The sequence below is a fragment of the Brevibacillus halotolerans genome, assembly GCF_026891775.1.
Taxonomy (GTDB): Bacteria; Bacillota; Bacilli; order Brevibacillales; family Brevibacillaceae; genus Brevibacillus_B; species Brevibacillus_B halotolerans.
On the sequence record NZ_JAPTNK010000002.1, the window covers coordinates 330,876 to 349,365 of the forward strand.

18 protein-coding genes are annotated in these 18,490 nt (G+C 40.4%); 16 read left to right on the plus strand and 2 right to left on the minus strand.

Annotated elements, in window-relative coordinates; genetic code table 11:
- Nucleotides 1-14: 14 nt before the first annotated feature.
- From dut to O0550_RS04530, 9 genes are all read left to right on the plus strand, one after another.
- Entirely contained in the window at nt 15-467 is a 453-nt protein-coding gene (gene dut, locus O0550_RS04490; RefSeq protein ID WP_258419367.1) for a dUTP diphosphatase, read from the plus strand.
- A 171-nt stretch (nt 468-638) separates the two neighbouring features.
- Nucleotides 639-917, plus strand: a complete 279-nt coding sequence (locus tag O0550_RS04495) for a YlmC/YmxH family sporulation protein (RefSeq protein WP_003336972.1) — start codon at nt 639-641, stop codon at nt 915-917.
- A gap of 163 nt (nt 918-1,080) precedes the next feature.
- The gene (gene dpsA / locus O0550_RS04500) at nt 1,081-1,989 is read left to right on the plus strand and encodes a dipicolinate synthase subunit DpsA (protein WP_258425684.1); all 909 of its coding nucleotides are present in this window, start codon (nt 1,081-1,083) and stop codon (nt 1,987-1,989) included.
- Nucleotides 1,976-2,572, plus strand: coding sequence for a dipicolinate synthase subunit B (locus tag O0550_RS04505; protein ID WP_003336974.1), 597 nt, complete (start codon nt 1,976-1,978; stop codon nt 2,570-2,572). The genes dpsA and O0550_RS04505 overlap by 14 nt, the downstream gene beginning before the upstream one ends.
- Before the next feature lie 32 nt (nt 2,573-2,604).
- Nucleotides 2,605-3,645 (plus strand): aspartate-semialdehyde dehydrogenase, encoded by a 1,041-nt coding sequence (locus tag O0550_RS04510; protein ID WP_258425685.1) that lies wholly within the window; start codon nt 2,605-2,607, stop codon nt 3,643-3,645.
- A 13-nt stretch (nt 3,646-3,658) separates the two neighbouring features.
- Entirely contained in the window at nt 3,659-4,885 is a 1,227-nt protein-coding gene (gene dapG / locus O0550_RS04515) for an aspartate kinase (protein WP_003336976.1), read from the plus strand.
- A 58-nt stretch (nt 4,886-4,943) separates the two neighbouring features.
- The gene (gene dapA, locus O0550_RS04520) at nt 4,944-5,807 is read left to right on the plus strand and encodes a 4-hydroxy-tetrahydrodipicolinate synthase (protein WP_003341321.1); all 864 of its coding nucleotides are present in this window, start codon (nt 4,944-4,946) and stop codon (nt 5,805-5,807) included.
- Between the two features lie 411 nt (nt 5,808-6,218).
- Nucleotides 6,219-7,898 carry a ribonuclease J gene (locus O0550_RS04525; RefSeq protein WP_003336978.1) on the plus strand — a complete coding sequence of 560 codons (1,680 nt, stop codon included), beginning with the start codon at nt 6,219-6,221 and terminating at the stop codon, nt 7,896-7,898.
- 598 nt (nt 7,899-8,496) lie between these two features.
- The gene (locus O0550_RS04530) at nt 8,497-8,715 is read left to right on the plus strand and encodes a helix-hairpin-helix domain-containing protein (RefSeq protein WP_003341314.1); all 219 of its coding nucleotides are present in this window, start codon (nt 8,497-8,499) and stop codon (nt 8,713-8,715) included.
- A 347-nt stretch (nt 8,716-9,062) separates the two neighbouring features.
- Here O0550_RS04530 and O0550_RS04535 read toward each other — a convergent pair whose 3' ends face one another.
- Both O0550_RS04535 and O0550_RS04540 read right to left on the minus strand, forming a co-directional pair.
- Nucleotides 9,063-9,530, minus strand: coding sequence for a putative glycolipid-binding domain-containing protein (locus O0550_RS04535; RefSeq protein WP_258425686.1), 468 nt, complete (start codon nt 9,528-9,530; stop codon nt 9,063-9,065).
- On the minus strand, nt 9,475-9,636 hold the full coding sequence (locus O0550_RS04540; protein WP_258425744.1) for a putative glycolipid-binding domain-containing protein: 162 nt from the start codon (nt 9,634-9,636) through the stop codon (nt 9,475-9,477). Before O0550_RS04540 ends, O0550_RS04535 begins: the two co-directional genes overlap by 56 nt.
- A 442-nt stretch (nt 9,637-10,078) precedes the next feature.
- Between O0550_RS04540 and O0550_RS04545 the strand changes: the two genes are divergently transcribed.
- From O0550_RS04545 to O0550_RS04575, 7 genes are all read left to right on the plus strand, one after another.
- The gene (locus tag O0550_RS04545; RefSeq protein WP_258425687.1) at nt 10,079-11,311 is read left to right on the plus strand and encodes a macrolide family glycosyltransferase; all 1,233 of its coding nucleotides are present in this window, start codon (nt 10,079-10,081) and stop codon (nt 11,309-11,311) included.
- Nucleotides 11,312-11,800: 489 nt separating this feature from the next.
- Nucleotides 11,801-12,844: a PdaC/SigV domain-containing protein gene (locus O0550_RS04550; RefSeq protein ID WP_258425688.1), complete on the plus strand. Its 1,044-nt coding sequence runs from the start codon at nt 11,801-11,803 to the stop codon at nt 12,842-12,844.
- A gap of 115 nt (nt 12,845-12,959) precedes the next feature.
- The gene (locus O0550_RS04555; RefSeq protein ID WP_003341300.1) at nt 12,960-13,313 is read left to right on the plus strand and encodes a YxeA family protein; all 354 of its coding nucleotides are present in this window, start codon (nt 12,960-12,962) and stop codon (nt 13,311-13,313) included.
- Nucleotides 13,314-13,497: 184 nt separating this feature from the next.
- Nucleotides 13,498-14,328 carry a ClpP family protease gene (locus O0550_RS04560; RefSeq protein ID WP_003336986.1) on the plus strand — a complete coding sequence of 277 codons (831 nt, stop codon included), beginning with the start codon at nt 13,498-13,500 and terminating at the stop codon, nt 14,326-14,328.
- Nucleotides 14,325-14,552, plus strand: coding sequence for a YlzJ-like family protein (locus O0550_RS04565; RefSeq protein WP_003336987.1), 228 nt, complete (start codon nt 14,325-14,327; stop codon nt 14,550-14,552). The genes O0550_RS04560 and O0550_RS04565 overlap by 4 nt, the downstream gene beginning before the upstream one ends.
- Nucleotides 14,553-14,746: 194 nt before the next feature.
- On the plus strand, nt 14,747-17,125 hold the full coding sequence (locus tag O0550_RS04570; protein ID WP_003341294.1) for an FtsK/SpoIIIE family DNA translocase: 2,379 nt from the start codon (nt 14,747-14,749) through the stop codon (nt 17,123-17,125).
- A gap of 295 nt (nt 17,126-17,420) precedes the next feature.
- Entirely contained in the window at nt 17,421-18,467 is a 1,047-nt protein-coding gene (locus tag O0550_RS04575) for a BMP family lipoprotein (RefSeq protein ID WP_003336990.1), read from the plus strand.
- Nucleotides 18,468-18,490 lie beyond the last annotated feature (23 nt).

Here is an 18,490-nt window from a genome sequence, read left to right on the forward strand (position 1 = left end):
AAGAGGTGTCTTGTGTGTTTGTAAACATAAAAAAAATGTCTCCAATGATTGGAACCGATATTCCTTTACCGCATTATGCGACATCAGGCTCTGCGGGACTTGATCTATCAGCATGTATTGAACAAGACATCACGATTGCTCCTGGGGAACGCGCCAAGATTCCTACAGGGATTGCTGTGCAAATGCCTGACGCAGGTATGGTAGGTCTAGTGTTCCCACGTAGCGGCAACGCTTTTAAATACGGAATATCACTAACGAATGCTGTTGGAGTAATTGATAGCGATTATACAGGTGAGATTCAAGTGCTGTTGCAGAACCTAGACACGACTGAACCATTTGTGGTCAAAAAAGGGGACCGTGTTGCCCAGCTTCTCTTTATGCCAGTGATGCAAGCACGGTTAGAGATTGTTGACGAGTTGGAAAAAACAGAACGTGGTGCAGGTGGATTCGGTTCTACAGGTAAATAACTGTTGGGTAGAAAGGCTTCTCCTAAGTCATTAGGCTTAGTGGGAAGCCTTTTTATTATTTGATCTTATACGAATTATTTTAAAAAATACCCTTTACGACAATCTTACGTATAAACTGATTAGCTTTTTCGTATATTCTGCTGTGAGTGGACAAACAAAGGAGGAAGTAAAATGCGACTAAGCGAGTTTAGCGGTAAAGAGATTGTAGATGTTGATTATGGAGAAAAACGCGGAGTGATAGCACAATCGGATATGGAAATTAATCCAATAACAGGCGAAATTGCTTCTATTGTCATTTCCAATCCTTCTTTTTTTGGGATAGGGAAGAAAAAAGCTGATACGATGATTCCTTGGAGGTCTATTGTACAAATTGGTCCGGATATGATAATTGTACAGTTACAACCTACCCAAAACCATTTCCCACAGGAAACTTCAGTAACGAAACGTTAGGTGTTCGAATAGGATGACGGTAGATTACCGCAGTGCACGACATATACATCGACCGTGAACAAAAAACGGTCCGTCAACTATTTTACATTTTCCATGGGACTCGGAAAAATTCTTTGCGTTTCCAGGTTATCTTGCGTAAAATGTTTGGAAAGGGGAACACGGCATGCTGACGGGAAAACATGTTGCTTTTATTGGCGGTGATGCTCGTCAGCTGGAAGTCATCAAAAAATGCATCCAGCTGGACGCCACAGTTACTCTTATTGGCTTTGATAACTTAGAGAGTAGCTTTACAGGAGCAAACAAAAAACCATTAACATGCGATGTGTTAATGGATGTTGATGCCCTGATCCTACCTATCGTCGGTACAGATGACAAAGGAATGATTGAAAGCATTTTTTCTACAAAAAGCATTCAGCTATCTAAGGAGCATATTGAAGCTTTACCAGAAAAATGCGTTGTCTATACCGGGATGGCAAAGCCTTATCTCAGAGAACTAATAAAACTGCATAACGTCCCACTAAAAGAGCTATTGAACCGTGATGATGTGGCTATCTACAACTCCATTCCCACTGTGGAAGGAGCATTGATGGTGGCGATCCAAAACACTGATATTACGATCCATGGCTCCGAGGTGATTGTTCTCGGATTAGGTCGAGTAGGTATGTCATTAGCTAGAGCTTTGCATGCATTGGGAGCACATGTTAAGGTTGGGGCAAAACGTCCGGAACACATAGCACGTAGTAATGAAATGGGTATTGATGCTTTTGATCTGGATGATTTTAAGCAGTATGTTTCAAAGGTAGACATTATCTTTAACACAATTCCACATTTGATTATTACATCAGACATCATAGCACACATGCCACAGACTGCATTTATCCTAGATATTGCTTCTAAGCCAGGTGGAACTGATTTTCGTTATGCAGAACGTCGAGGAATCAAAGCGATTCTCGCCCCAAGTCTTCCTGGAATTGTTGCACCGAAAACAGCCGGGCAAATCATTGCCAATACCTTAGCGCGACTTCTATCGGAGCAAGCCGAGAATCAGGGGGGGCATCATGAGCAACCTTAGGGGAAAAACGGTTGGATTTGGGCTAACGGGTTCCCATTGTACCTTGGAAGAAACCATGCCGCAAATTCAGCGCTTAGTAGACGCTGGAGCACGTGTTGTACCCATAGCGAGCCAGACTGTGATGACCACTGATACGCGTTTTGGAACGACTAACCATTGGCAGAACCAATTAAAACAGATTACAGGCGAAGAGATTATCACTACTATTACTGATGCAGAACCGCTTGGACCTTCCAAGCTATTTGACGTTATGGTGATAGCTCCATGCACAGGTAACACCACGAGCCGATTGGCGAACGCACTCACAGATAGCCCTGTTTTAATGGCTGCCAAAGCAACCTTACGCAATCTATATCCAGTTGTCTTGGCGATTTCAACCAATGATGGATTGGGGTTAAATGCGGCAAATATTGCAAAACTTCTAGCCACTAAAAATATTTATTTTGTTCCGTTTGGGCAGGATGCGCCTGACAAAAAACCAAACTCACTGGTAGCGCGAATGGATCTCATCATGGAAACGTGTGAGCTAGCTATTCAACATCGTCAGTTGCAACCTTTGCTTATAGAAAGATTCCATTATTGATGCAGCTAACAGGCTCTTAGGAGGAGAAAAAGATGGAGAACCAACTGAAGGTAAATGTCGCAGTCGTGGGAGCGACAGGAGCAGTAGGACAGCAAATGATTCAGCTTTTGGAGAAACGAAATTTTCCAATCGGTCAACTGAAGCTATTGGCTTCAAAAAGATCGGCTGGTAAAAAGGTACTGTTTAAAGGTCAGGAAGTGACAATTGAAGAGGCAACACCTGATAGCTTTATCGGTGTAGATTTTGCTCTGTTCAGTGCAGGAGGAGCGATCAGTAAGGAATTAGCTCCTCATGCTGTACGTTATGGAGCGGTTGTCATTGACAATACGAGTGCTTATCGAATGGATCCAGAAGTCCCATTGGTTGTGCCCGAGGTTAACATGGATGCAACGCGCAAACACAAAGGAATCATTGCAAACCCTAACTGCTCTACCATTCAGATGGTTGCGGCATTGAAGCCTCTTTATGACCGTTTTGGAATAGATCGGATTATTGTTTCTACGTATCAAGCTGTATCTGGTGCGGGTGCTCAAGCTATCGATGAGCTGTTGACTCAAACCAGAGATGTTTTAGATGGGAAAGAGCCGGAAGCAAATGTACTGCCAGTATCCAAGCTTCCCGTTCATCATCAGATTGCTTTTAACGCGATTCCGCAAATTGATGTTTTCACAGACAATGGATTTACGTATGAAGAGATGAAGATGGTAAACGAAACAAAGAAAATATTGGGTGACGATCAAGTTTTAGTTGCAGCTACTTGTGTGCGTATTCCTGTAGTAAAAGGTCACAGTGAGTCCGTTTATGTCGAATTAAAAAATGACTATGAACTGGAAGAAGTGAAATCTTTACTAGCACATGCACCTGGTATTGTGCTTGTCGATTCCCCTGAAGAACAAAAATATCCATTGGCTACCGATTCTGCGGATAAGCTTGAAGTTTTTGTCGGTCGTGTTCGCCGAGATTTAACGCATCCACGTGGGATCCATATGTGGGTTGTATCAGATAATCTATTAAAGGGTGCTGCGTGGAACACCGTACAAATTGCCGAGGAGCTTATCAAGGCCAACAGCTAGGAGAGAGGTTTTCATGAAAATACTTGTCCAAAAGTTCGGGGGTTCATCCTTAACAACGGAGGATCATCGCAATCGGGCAATTGGCCACATTGAAAAAGCACTGGCGGAAGGCTTTTCCTTAGTAGTAGTTGTGTCAGCGATGGGGCGTAAGGGTGATCCTTACGCCACTGACACGCTATTACAATTGATCCGTCAAAATGGGGACAGCCTACGAGCGCGCGAAAACGATCTGTTATTGCATACAGGGGAAATTATTTCCGCTTGCGTCATATCCAGCATGCTTAATGAGCGAGGCATCGAGTCCACAATTTTAACGGGTGGGCAAGCTAATATCATAACTACTAATGATTTTAATAACGCACAAATCCTTACGATTGAACCTGATCGTATTCAACAAGAGCTTGAGCAAGGGCGTGTTGTCATCGTCCCAGGGTTCCAGGGTCGTACGGAAGATTGGCAAGTGACCACTTTAGGCCGCGGAGGAAGCGATACGACAGCAACAGCACTTGGCGTCGCCTTAAAAGCTGACATGGTTGATATTTTTACAGATGTAAATGGCATTATGACGGCCGATCCACGAATAGTAGACGAGGCTAAGTCACTTCATACCGTCACGTATACGGAGATTTGCAACATGGCGCACTTAGGTGCTAAGGTGATTCACCCACGCGCTGTGGAAATTGCTATGCAAACCAATATTCCAATACGTGTGCGCTCCACATTTTCAGACGAACCAGGAACATTGGTTACCAGTCTACATGAGTTAGGCCGTTTTAATGAATCCTTTAGTGATCGAGTTGTAGTGGGGATAGCTCATGTTCCTAATATTACACAGATCAAGGTATTCTCTAAAGAAGGACAATATGATACCCAGCTTCAGGTTTTTAAAGCAATGGCACAACATAATATCAGCGTTGATTTTATTAATGTAAATCCATTAGGTGTCGCTTATACGGTACACGATCATATGGCTGAAAAGGCGGCGATTATCTTAGCTGACATGGGCTATGAGCCTCAAATAATGCCTCATTGTGCTAAGGTGTCGGTAATTGGCGCTGGCATTGCAGGAGTACCAGGTGTTATGGCTCATATTGTAGAAGCTCTTACGAAAGAGGAGATACAAATCCTGCAATCTGCTGACTCACATACAACCATTTGGGTGCTAGTGCATGACGAGGATATGGCTAGGGCTGTGCGGGCATTGCATCAGCAGTTTGATTTGTCTAATGCTCGATTATAGTTATGTAGAGCAGAAGTTAGAGAGCCTATTAAGGAAGAAAGAGGAGAGATGAAAAAACATGGCTATTTTTGGACGTATTGTGACTGCCATGGTAACGCCTTTTAATGACAAGGGCCAAATTGACTGGGATCGCACAGAAAAACTGATCAACTACCTAATAGACACAGGCTCAGAAGCACTCGTGGTAAGTGGTACAACAGGAGAATCACCAACTCTTTCTAAACAGGAAAAGCTTGACTTATTTACTTTTAGTGTACAAAAAGCGAACGGTAGAGTTAAGGTCATCGCAGGTACAGGTTGCAATGATACAGAAGAAACCATTGCTTTCACAAAAGAAGCAACAAAAACGGGTATAGATGCGATCATGCTGGTGGCTCCTTACTACAGTCGTACATCGCAAGAGGGGTTGTACCAGCATTTTAAGGCAATTAGTGAAGCAGTAGAGCTGCCAATCATGCTATACAATGTTCCTGGACGTACAGGAATTAACGTGACAGCGGACACGACTTTACGTTTAGCTGAACTACCGAATGTAGTATGTATTAAAGAGGCGTCTGGTAATCTTACCCAGATGGCACAGATCATTGAACGTGCACCTCAAGGCTTTGAGCTATATAGCGGTGATGATGGTTTAACTATTCCGGTACTCTCTATTGGCGGAGTTGGAGTAGTAAGCGTAACGAGCCATATAATTGGTTTAGAGATGAAGGAAATGATGGATGCGTTCTTCAAGGGAGATACTTCTAGGGCAGCAGCTCTTCATCGTAAGCTAGTTCCGATCTTTGAAGGTGCATTCAAATATCCTAATCCAACACCAATTAAGGCTGCGCTAAACAAAAAAGGGATTGAGGTAGGCGGTGTTCGTTTACCGCTTGTGGAGCTGACGGACGAAGAAGCTAGCTATATAGATGAATGGCTGTAGATTGCTGCTGTTTAGGAGTTAGCCCTTCTGGTACCTATGAAATCCGTTATTGTAATAGCGTTTTGACAAAATCGCTGGGTATGTCATATCTAAATGACTACTCAGCGATTTTTTGTGTAAAGCATATGTCTTGAGTCAGTATTTTACAGGTAACAAAATGATTTATAAGATTATGGATTGTACGGTCCACCTCTTATTTGTCCCATATCTTTACAAATAATAGAGAGCAGAATTTCAAAGGAAAAAACCGCAAACCCTTTTCAGAGCTGGCGTACTAATGTCTAGATAAATTTATATATATGCTTTTCTTACTTGTATTCCTGTTTTTAATTCGGATATAATAGGGATAAGCGATTTGGGGCGGTTTAATTTGAGGTGTAATTTGACAACTAAATATAGGAGGTACATTCATTGTCTAAGTTGAATCAAAGTGTTCTTATCTTTGCCCTGGGCGGAGTTGGCGAAATTGGTAAGAACATGTACGTAGTAGAGACCGATGAAGACATCGTTGTTATTGATGCTGGTCTCAAATTCCCAGAGGAGGAAATGCTGGGGATTGATATGGTAATACCTGATATTACCTATTTGGAAGAAAATCGTGATAAAGTACGCGGAATTATTATTACACACGGACATGAAGATCATATTGGAGGACTAAGTTACGTATTGCGTCACCTTAATGTGCCGGTATATGCAACAAAGTTAACGCTAGGTCTGATTGATGTCAAATTGAAGGAAGCGGGTATCCTAAATACAACTACTCGTCACTTGATCAATAGTGATTCAGAAGTAAGTCTTGGCAGTACATTAACTGCAACGTTTTTCAGAGTAAATCATAGTATTCCTGATTCAGTCGGCGTTTGCTTAGAAACCCCTGAAGGTTATGTTGTCCATACCGGAGATTTTAAGTTTGATCAAACCCCCGTAAACAATCAAAGAGCTGATCTCGGAAAAATGGCAGAAATTGGGGAACGAGGCGTACTCTGCTTGTTATCAGACAGTACAAACGCAGAACGTCCAGGCTTTACTGGATCTGAAAGTTCAGTAGGGAAAGCGTTAAAAGAAGTTTTTCATAAAGCGGAGGGGCGAATTATCGTTTCCACGTTTGCATCAAACGTTCATCGTATCCAACAAGTTTTTGATGCTGCTGTTCAATACAATCGTAAAGTAACGTTAGTAGGACGCAGTATGATCAATGTGATAACTATAAGTATGGATTTAGGATATTTACATGTACCAGAAGGGGTAATTGTAGATATTGATGAATGTAATAAATTACCATCAGAACAAGTAGTTATTCTGTCAACAGGAAGTCAGGGAGAGCCTATGTCAGCGCTTACCCGCATTGCCCGATCCGCCCATCGGAAAATAGACATGATGCCTGGTGACACAGTAATCATTGCAGCAACACCAATTCCAGGGAACGAGAAATACGTTTCCCGCACCATCGATCACTTATGCCGAGCAGGTGCAGAAGTTATTTATGGAGGACATGGTCCAAATGGTACTGTACACGTATCTGGACATGGAAGCCAGGAAGAGCTACGTTTAATGCTTAACCTGATGAAACCTAAATACTTTATCCCGATTCACGGGGAGTATCGTATGCAGCGTATGCATGCAATACTTGCTGAACAGGTGGGAGTAGCATCTGAGAATATCTTCTTACTCGATAATGGAGATACCGTGGAAATTGCAAAGGGTCAGGCAAGATACGGTCCTAAAGTGCATGCTGGCAACGTTCTTATTGATGGACTGGGCGTAGGCGATGTAGGTAACATCGTTTTACGTGATCGAAAATTATTATCCCAAGATGGAATTCTGGTTGTTGTCGTTACCCTCAGTAAACAACATGGTACTATCGTGTCTGGACCTGATATCATCTCTCGTGGCTTCGTATATGTACGTGAGTCGGAAGAATTGATGGAAGAGGCAAATCGTATCGTAGCCCAAACTCTGCAAAAATGTATGGATGAAAAAGTAAATGAATGGTCATCGCTGAAAAATAATGTAAAAGATACACTTGGACGTTATTTATACGAACAAACACGTAGAAGACCAATGATTTTACCTATCATCATGGAAGTGTAATTCCAGACATGAAGTTAAAGAGTCGGAAATCCTTGCACAGCAAGGGTTTTCGGCTTTTTGTTTTGAAAAAGGTATTTAAACAGCTTCAACTATAAATAAAAAAGAAAGGAGTGGATCATGATACAAGGAAATGGAAGAGTTTAAAACCAGATTTGATGTAGGGAGTAAGTATGATCGTATGAATTCCTATGAGCAAAGAGAAATCATGATTACGAAAACACACGAGCTATTTTCGGATAGTGGAGGGGATATCTTACTAGATAATGTCAACATCCCAACTAATAGGTGCAAATAATAAATGACTGTTATGACGTTAGCCTGACTCTATATATCATCGGGGCCACTGTAGACAGATCATTCGATATGATTTATTATATACAGAAAAATTATATAATGTAAATATATTACAAAAATAACTTTCGTTAACGAAGCTAGTCAGACCTGAGTAATGCACCTATGTTGCATGCATTTGGAAGGAATATTTCAAAAAGAAGCTTGTCTAATCCTTTTTGAAATCTTTTATAAATAATGAAGAGCTCAACTAGAATAGAATGAAATTGTAAGAGGGATTCAATAAGGAGGAGAGAGGGGGTTACTGATGGCTCAGAATGATCATGAAACACAAAGTGATTTACCTAGTACGCTAGCCAAGCCGGCAAGACGAGCACTCGAAGGGGCAGGCTATTTCCGGCTAGAACAATTTACACTACGAAGTGAAGCCGAGGTGATGAAGCTACATGGTATGGGTCCAAAAGCAATGGATCAAATCCGTCGCGCTTTAGCTGACAAGGGATTATCATTTGCCAAAGAGATTTGAGCTGTGGATACATTTGGCTTCGATTCAGTAAAAATAGGCTTATTGTATGGCTATCAGGATCTCAAGCTCAGCTTAAAAGATTTTTCATACAACAAACAAGGGGACTGTGAGGTTTGTCGGTATGAAATGATCCCGTATTAGCTGAAAAATTAGTTATTGCTAGTGTAAGGAAAATAGCTTATTTCCCTTTTTACTCAGTGCAAATTAACGAGTGCCTGCCTGCATTTGAAAACATAAAATCTAAGCCTACTTATGCTAATTCATTAGTAGGCCTAGGTCATTGTTCAGAATGCAGCTATTCAAAAGCTATATGATTTGACGCAACGTTATATAGGATAATCACATTTTTAAGTATGGGCTAATTCACGCAAAAACAATTGCGGATACTCTGTGACGATTCCATCAGTATCTACCTTGATATTTTCTATAAAACTTCCACTTTGATAGGTAAAAATCGATTCAGTTTGGTTTGTTTTCATCAGAGAATAGGTCTGTTTTACCTGACGATAACATAGATCGGGTACTGATATGTAAACTACAGAGATTTCCTGTGGAGTAGAGAGGGTATGCTCTAAGCGATTGATAGGGAGTGTATTCGTAAATGGGGTACAGGATATGTCGATATCAATACATCCTGCTAAAGCGGAGATGACCTTTCCATGCGCATCCCGCCATTCTCCTTTCCCATTAGAGGTCAGTATCAGGGATTGTTCTTTGCCAATACACTGTATGGTCACTTTGCGGACGATCCAATTCGTGTCAAGAATAATTTGATATTGTACACGAAAAATTGCACCCTCGTCTGTCTTTCCCAATTACTAAACTGTCAACCGTTATCTTGTGATCGTCTTTTACTAATCGCAAATGTTCATAGCCGCTTCCGATGATTGGTCTCCAAAAAATATCTGTTGCTGTTGCCATAATACGTCCTCCTATAAGCTAATTTCACTACCTTTTCCTAATAAGAATGCAAGTAAAACGAGCAAATCGTAGAGATTGGTACTTTCGCTTTAGTTATCTATCTATTTAGAATTGTACCATTAAATAGATGGTGTTTTTAAAAAAACGTAAGCCTACTTGCTTTTTTATCTACGCAAATTCATTTTCTCTGTAATTTCATGAACTGAATCTATTAGAAATTCAAAACTGTAAATAGCTAAGACGTAAGAATACGGAACGAAAGGGATGTGAATAAAATGTAGACAAAAAATGAAACTGTTTGTTATAATCCAAACAAATAATAACTACGTTTAGTTTTATAGGGAGCTTCATTCACAAGCAGCAGTTCTAACGAATTTCCGTGGGCATCCTGTAAAAAAACGGAATGGGGAGTAGAACAACCTTTATTATGGGAGGGAAGCAAATGGCAAAGGCACTATATATCAGTATGTTGGGAGAAGGTCATGTAAATCCAACGTTAGGGCTAGTAACAGATTTAGTAAAGCGCGGGGAGCAGATTGTCTATTATTCGTCCAATCATTTTCAAGAGAAAATTGAACGAACAGGAGCTATATTTCGGCCTGTGAATCAAAGGGCGCAAGAAATACTTCAAGAAATTAGTAATCTGATTAATTCACAGCCGGTGGAGTTTTTCCTACAATTTCTACATGCCATGGAAATGATAACGGATACCATACAAAACGAAATTACGAATGAGACATATGACTATCTCTTATACGATGCACAAACGATGGTAGGTACTTGGATTGCTCACCAATGTAAGTTATTATCCATTGCTACTTGGACTACATTTGCATTTTCAAATGATCCTCATGAAAATATGACACTAACAGACTCAGATGATGAAAAAGGGAAGCTAGAGAGGCTGGCTACGCTTCAAAACTTTTTACAATTGGAAAAAATACAAGAATGTAAAAAGCAATTAGAAAACAAATATAAAGTTCCATTTCCGGGATTTTTTTTATCGAATCCTGGGCCAGTTGATTTAAATATTGTGTTCACTTCTTCTTATTTCCAGAGAAATAGTGAACAGTTTAATGACAACTATATTTTTGTAGGTCCTTCCATACCAGATAGCAGTCACCTTGGTGATTTTCCCATTGATGAGTTGAAAGGAAAACAAGTCATCTTCATCTCTATGGGAACGATCGTAAACCAACAGCTAGAGCTTTATCAAAAATGCTTTACGGCTTTAAAAGACGTGGATGGTAAGGTAGTACTTAGCATTGGCAAGAATACAACAATGGAAGAATTAGGGGATATACCAGATAACTTTATTGTGCGTCATTATGTTCCTCAAATAGATGTATTACGTCACACAAATGTGTTTATTAGCCATTGTGGGATGAATAGCATAAGTGAATCACTTTATTTTGAGGTACCGTTAGTTATGCTGCCCATTGTTAATGATCAACCTATGATAGCACGACGGGTGAAGGAGCTTGGAGCAGGGGTTTTGTTAGATTTTGAAAATCTATCATCAGAGGATATTAAACAAGCTGTTCACGAGGTTTTAGAAAATCCGATTTATCAGGAAAAGGCAAAAAAAATCAGTCAGTCATTTCATAAGTCTGGAGGGCGTCAAAGGGCAGCGGATGAAGTGTTCAAATTTACTCGTACCATAACAAAAAGGTAATTTATTTGTAACCGATGTGGAATAAAATTTTGGGCAGGATGAATTTAAAATAAATCCATATAAGTCTGATAAATAAGTCTTTTAGTTCCATCTCGAATAGGACGTACTGATCAGACTGCTGATTAAATCGCTTCGATCTAGTTAGTTGATTCGGCTGCAATATGACATGCTAGCATTGGAAGCGACAGAAGTGGTTAAGGGTGAATAAATGTAGAAGTCAGGCAGGTAGTCTAATCATTTCTTCTTACAGAGGCATAAAATATATGGCCTGTGGGAACAGGGATACAGTATGAACGACCTGTCAAGATTTCGTTGATGGGTCGTTGTTTTTAGAATGAGAAGTTAACCTGGAAAAGTAATAATAAAAGCTGTACCGAGGTATGTGAAATGCTAATGAAGGAGTACAAGCAAGCATCACATGTGATATACTGTCCTTTTCGCGTCATGGTAAAAAGAAGGAATCGTTCTGTACATAAAGGAGAATCTTGTATGAGAAAAGTAAGAGGGTATATTTTGATGGTAGCAGCAATGCTTCATTGCGTTACGTTCGGTGCAAATTCCGTCTGGGCAGAATCTACTAAGCAGATTGATGTATTGGTCGACACCAAACTGCTTAGAAGCGCCGGAGAAGTCATCAAGGGAACTACATTTGTAACATTAGATACGTTACGCAACGATTTCCGATTTCATGTATACTACGAGCCCCAAACAAAACGTATTTCAATCCTATCTTCAAAAAAGGAAATCGTAATGAAGGTAGAAGATAATGCCTATCTCGTAAATGGACATAAGCTGTTTATGGAGGAAGCCCCTCGAATCAAAGACTCTTCCATACTGGTACCATTGCGGGTTATTTGTGAAAACATGGGTTTTTCTATTTCACAGAATTCCGTTACGAAAGCTGTAAGCACCCATTTTGTATCCGAAAATGACCTGCAATTCGAGAATAAAGAACTGAAAATTAACAGAAATCATACAAACGTATCGATACAATATCCGCAATTAAAATGGCTTTCTTCCAATGTAGAAATTCAACGGAAAATAAACGATCAGCTAGAAAAGGTTGCACTTGAAACCTTTGAAATGGGTTCTCAAGCTTCTATGGAGATCAGAGAGGGTGAAAATCCTTATGATTACTCACTTGATTACGAGATTACCTATAATCAAAACGGATTCATTAGCGTCGTTTTTGATCAGTATACATATACGGGTGGAGCACACGGAATGGTTGATCGGGTTGCTTACACAATCGATATCAAAACAGGTAAAATTCTTTCACTGCAAGACCTTTTCAAAGAAAATCCTGATTATAAAGTAGAGATTTCACAACAAATAAAGAGACAATTTCAACAAAAATATGGGTATTTACTAACACCGTTCGAAACGATTAATGAGCAACAAGCGTTTTATATCAAAGGAGATTCCGTAATCATTTATTTTGGTTTATATGAGTATACTCCTTATGCTGCGGGGATTCCTGAATTTGCTTTCCCGCTTGCTTCCCTTTTAAAAGGATCAATGGTCTCTAGATAGCAGATACATGCCTTATCTTACAAAAATGTAATATTGATGAAAGGATATTCAATGTTACATTGGCCAAAACTCCCTTATACTGATCGCAAGAGAATTCGTATAGAGGAGAATGAAAATGAAGAAGGCAATTATTAGAATCTTAGTTTTCTTGATCGTTTTAGGCGGTTTGTATTATCTTTTTGAAGACAATCGATTCAAAAAAATAGGTGCAGACCTTTATTATGTTCAGATCATTGGAGAAGGTAAACACATGTCAAATACAGACTCGTACGAGTATACGTTAACCGGATATGATAAGGATGGAATGGAAAAGACGATTACATTTACTGGTCTTAAACAATTGCGTCAAAAGGCGTATCTTAAATTGTATGTGAAGCCTGATGGAGTAGTTTCCTATACTGAGGTACAAATATCAGAGATTCCTGCTAAGGCAAGCGAAAAATTAAATAAAGGCTTAGAAAGTAAATAGACGATAAAAACACTCCTGTCATGGATGATTGGCTGAATATGCCATCAAATATGACAGGAGTGTTTTTTTACAAGGATTTGACTCATGTGAAACAATTTTATAAGCAGGTTAGCTTTTCCATCAATGCATGAATTCGGTAGGGCTAACCCATACTACAACTAGCATAAAGGAGGTCGTTAGCCAGATGGATCCTAAAGATTATTTGCGTAAGCCCCCATTTACAATGAATAGAACCAATAATGAGGAAAGTCCTCAAACACCCCAAATACAACCAGACCGCTCAAGATCTCAAGAGCAGCCAGATACGCCAGCACCACAGCAGGAGCCTTCAGATGAGGTTAAAAAACGTCTAATAGACAATATTACTCAGCTTGGCCAGACTAACGTACCTCAATTGGAAAGCAATATTTACTGCCTAACAATCATCGGCCAAATAGAGGGGCATATTCAATTACCCCCTCAGAATAAAACAACGAAATACGAGCATATCATTCCCCAATTGGTTGCAGCAGAACAAAACCAAAAGGTTGAAGGTGTTATGGTTATCTTAAATACAGTGGGTGGCGATGTTGAAGCGGGCCTTGCTTTAGCCGAAATGATTTCATCCTTATCGAAGCCTGTTGTTACCCTCGTACTTGGTGGTGGGCATTCTATCGGTGTGCCAATTTCTGTTGCAGGTGATTACTCCTATATTGCTGAGACAGCGACAATGACAATCCATCCGATTCGATTAACGGGGCTTGTTATTGGTGTACCACAAACCTTTGAGTATCTGGATAAAATGCAGGATAGAGTAGTTTCATTTGTCGCTCGTAATTCGGATATTACAGAGGAGAAATTCCGTGATCTCATGCTACGTACAGGTGAATTAACCCGAGATATTGGAACGAATGTAATTGGCTCTGATGCGGTTAAATATGGCTTAATTAATGAAGTAGGTGGACTTGGGAAAGCGTTAAAGAAACTAAATGAACTTATTGAGGAAAAACGTAATAAAGAGGGTGTGCTTCAATGATTATTTACTCTGTTATGCCAATGGAGCTCATATTTGATAACCAGGAGCAGGTGGAAAAGCAGCAAATTCAGGAAATCCAAATGGGAGCGGCAGTCATGCTGGTAGAGCCTATTAATTCCTATGAAGGAAAAATTGTCCGTCTGATTAGTCCTAATCCTCATGACTATGTCAATCCAGCCTATGCACCTGGGCAAACAGTTAAATTTCGTCCTTCATTTGATTAATAAAGGAATTTTGTTAGTAGTTTGTATTTGTAACAATTTCCTGTGGTATACTAATTAAGATAGCAAAAACAGCCGGACGCACCAACTCCGGCTGTTTTTGTTCCCTTAAAGCAGGGATTCTCGCTGTCAAAAGGGAATGTTACAAGGGGACTGGAAAAGCAAAAGTAATCATACGTAAAGGAGGCAAGCGTGCCATGAGTAGAAGAAAGAGAAAAACATCCCCATCGGCATGGGCCTCGATCATTAAGCTGGAACTGATTGGTCTTATTATAATCTGTCTCAGTGTGATCGGTCTTTTGGAGAGTGGTTGGTTAGGTCAAAGAGTCCTTTCCTTTTTATTTCGCATGTTTGCAGGATCATGGGATTTTCTGATACCTGTTGCCCTTATTGTGATTTCTGTATATATGATGTTCGTTCGAAAACTCCCCAGAATGAGTCCAAGAATGTTCGGTTTTTTCATCATTTTCATGGGAATTCTATTATGGGACCATCTGCTGTTATATGAGCTTTTATCCGGTAATGGACGTTTCGATCAAAATATGATTCAGCTCACTTGGGAGAGAATTTTAGAGGATCAGAAGCAGAGAGTATCGACCGTAAGCGTCGGCGGGGGAATGATCGGAGCTATTTTATTTACAGTAACCAATGCGTTAATTGGCACAGTTGGAACGGGTCTTGTTGTTGGCCTCTTCTTTTTGATAGGCATCATGTTTATCTTCCAGGTTTCCTATGTAGATCTGTTCAATATCATTCGAGGCAAGCTGTCCGCAGGTTATATGAAAACAAAGCAATCAGTTAAAGAATCTATGCAGCTTTTACAAGAAGAAAAAGAAAAGAAAAAATCAGAGGAAAAGCTCGGGAATGGATCAAACTTGGAGCATGCTAGTTCGATAGAGGCTCCACCGCCAGTGATTGTAGATAACAGTACCCCTTGGGAAGAGCAAATGGATAGTGAACCAGCGATGGTCTCACCTGTGATAAAAGATTTCACAGAGCGAGTAGAGACTCTCCCAGAGCAGGAAATGACAAATCTGCCAAACAAAACAGAAACATCAGCCAAGATCACGATTAAAACAAAGGCTGATTCTCAAGGAGAAGATATGCCGGATGTGACGGTAAATTTTCAAACAGAGGATAGTCAGCTTGAAAGTACTTATATAATCCCTGATTTGTCCATGCTATCAAGACCGAAGAACACTGGTCAACAAAAAGACGTAGATCACGCCTCAAATGCGGCTAAGCTAGTGCAAACGCTGAAAAGCTTTGGTGTGAGCGCTATTGTCTCTGAAATCCATCGCGGTCCAGCCGTAACACGTTATGAGGTACAACCTGCTACTGGGGTAAAAGTAAGTCGTATCGTAAGTTTAACAGATGACTTAGCCTTAGCCTTAGCAGCAAAAGACATTCGAATTGAGGCTCCTATACCCGGCAAATCTGCCATAGGTATTGAGGTTCCCAATAGTGAGATTTCGTTGGTAACACTGCGAGAGGTTTTAGAAAGTCCACAATGTAAAGATTCAGAAGCCAAATTAACTGTAGCTTTAGGACGCGATATTTCTGGTGAGCCGATTTTGGCAGATTTAGCAAAAATGCCCCATTTATTGGTGGCTGGAGCTACAGGAAGTGGTAAATCAGTATGTGTTAATGGGATTATTATGAGTATTTTATTGCGCGCAAAACCGAACGAAGTGAAATTAATGATGATAGATCCGAAAATGGTAGAACTTAATGTTTATAATGGTATACCACATTTGCTAGCGCCTGTTGTAACTGATCCAAAACGTGCTTCTGTAGCTTTAAAAAAAGTAGTGGTAGAAATGGAAAGACGTTACAATTTGTTCTCTAAATCGAATTGTCGCAACATAGAAATGTACAACCAGATGGTGAAAAACGCAGAACAAGGGCAACATACGGCTCCCCTCCCTTATATCGTTGTAATAGTGGACGAGCTGGCCGATTTAATGATGGTAGCTCCAGGAGAGGTAGAAGATGCCATCTGTCGATTAGCCCAGATGGCTCGCGCAGCTGGAATTCATCTTTTAATTGCGACCCAGCGGCCTTCTGTTGACGTCATTACAGGTGTGATAAAGGCGAACATTCCATCGCGAATTGCCTTCGGAGTTTCGTCTATGGCTGATTCCCGAACGATTTTAGATATGGGAGGCGCAGAAAAATTACTTGGGCGAGGAGACATGCTTTTCTTACCTATGGGAGCCTCCAAACCAACCCGCGTACAAGGGGCTTTTGTTGCAGATAAGGAAGTTGAAGATGTCGTATCCTTTGTGAAGGAACAGCAGGAAGCAAAATACAGTGAAGAAATGATTCCCGAGGAAATAAGCGAGGAGCCACAAATGGTCATGGACGATGAAATGTATGATCAGGCCGTACAGGTTGTGGCAGAAGCTCAGACAGCATCAGCCTCTCTATTGCAACGAAGACTGCGTGTTGGCTATACGAGAGCTGCTCGGCTTATAGATATGATGGAGGCCCAAGGAGTTGTTGGTCCGTACGAGGGGAGTAAACCACGAGAGGTACGAATTCCACGACCATCATCTGAATCACAAATCTCTTAAAAGGTTTTTTATGTTAAAGAGTAAGAAAACTAACATATTCCGAATGATAGAATAAAAAATTCGCTTGCATATCGCTTCTTACATGGGGTAAAATTTCTACGGGCTGGCGAAAATATTGGAATCATGTCGAAAATGGGTGTTTTTTCCTTAATAGGAATTGGTAGAGAACAAAATAAACAAATTATCGTTTTTTATTTATGAAGTGCTCTCTCCAAGCTCCTGAATCATCACCCAAATTTGATAGTCTGATATTTTCTTGTCTACATAAAAACTGATAATTGGGGGTATCACAAGCATGAAAAAGATCCTATCTGTTCTTTCCGTGGCAACCCTGAGTCTTTCACTAGTGCTAACTGGTTGCGGTAAAGCTCAACCAACTGAGCCTAGTAAAGAAAGCGCTTCTCCAGCGGCAGAAAAGAAACTTTCTGCAAAGGTTGGTATGGTTACTGACGTTGGTGGTGTTAACGACAACTCCTTTAACCAAAGTGCATGGGAAGCTCTACAGAAACTAAACAAAGACACAGGCATTGAAACAAACTATGCTCAAAGTAATGGCGATGCTGACTACGTACCAAACTTGAACAACTTTGTTAAGGAAAAATGGGATCTAACATGGGGTATTGGTTTCATGATGGCTGAACCAATTAAGAAAATTGCTGACCAAAACCCAGATTCGAAACTAGCGATCATTGACGCGCAAGTTGATGCTCCAAACGTAGCATCCGTATTGTTCAAAGAGCAAGAAGGTGCTTTCTTGGCAGGTGTTGTAGCTGCTGAAATGTCGAAAACCAAAAAGATTGGTTTCGTAGGCGGTGTTAAAATTCCTGTTATTGAACGTTTTGAAGCTGGTTTCCTTGCTGGTGTAAAAGCCGCTAATCCGGAAGCTCAAGTAATATCTATCTACACAGGTGCATTTGATAAGCCAGACCAAGGTAAATCCACTGCTTCTGGTATGTATGCACAGGGTGTAGATATCATCTTCCATGCTTCTGGTGCTACTGGTGACGGTGTATTCAACGAAGCTGCTGATCGTAAGAAAAAAGGCGAAAATGTTTGGGTTATCGGTGTAGACAAAGACCAATCTCTTAACTTTGGTAACGAAATCACTTTAACTTCTATGGTGAAAAAAGTAGACGAAGCTGTTTACAAAGTTTCCAAAGATATGGCTGAAGGCAAATGGGAAGGTGGAAAAGTTGTTAACCTAGGTATCGCTGAAGACGGCGTAGGTTTAGCATCTACTTCTACTATCAATGTGCCAGCTGAAGTTCTGAAAAAAGTTGATGAATTTAAAGCAAAAATCGTAAGTGGCGAAATTAAAGTTCCAGAAAAAGCTGTTAAGTAATTGATCTAGTTATTTTATTTGTT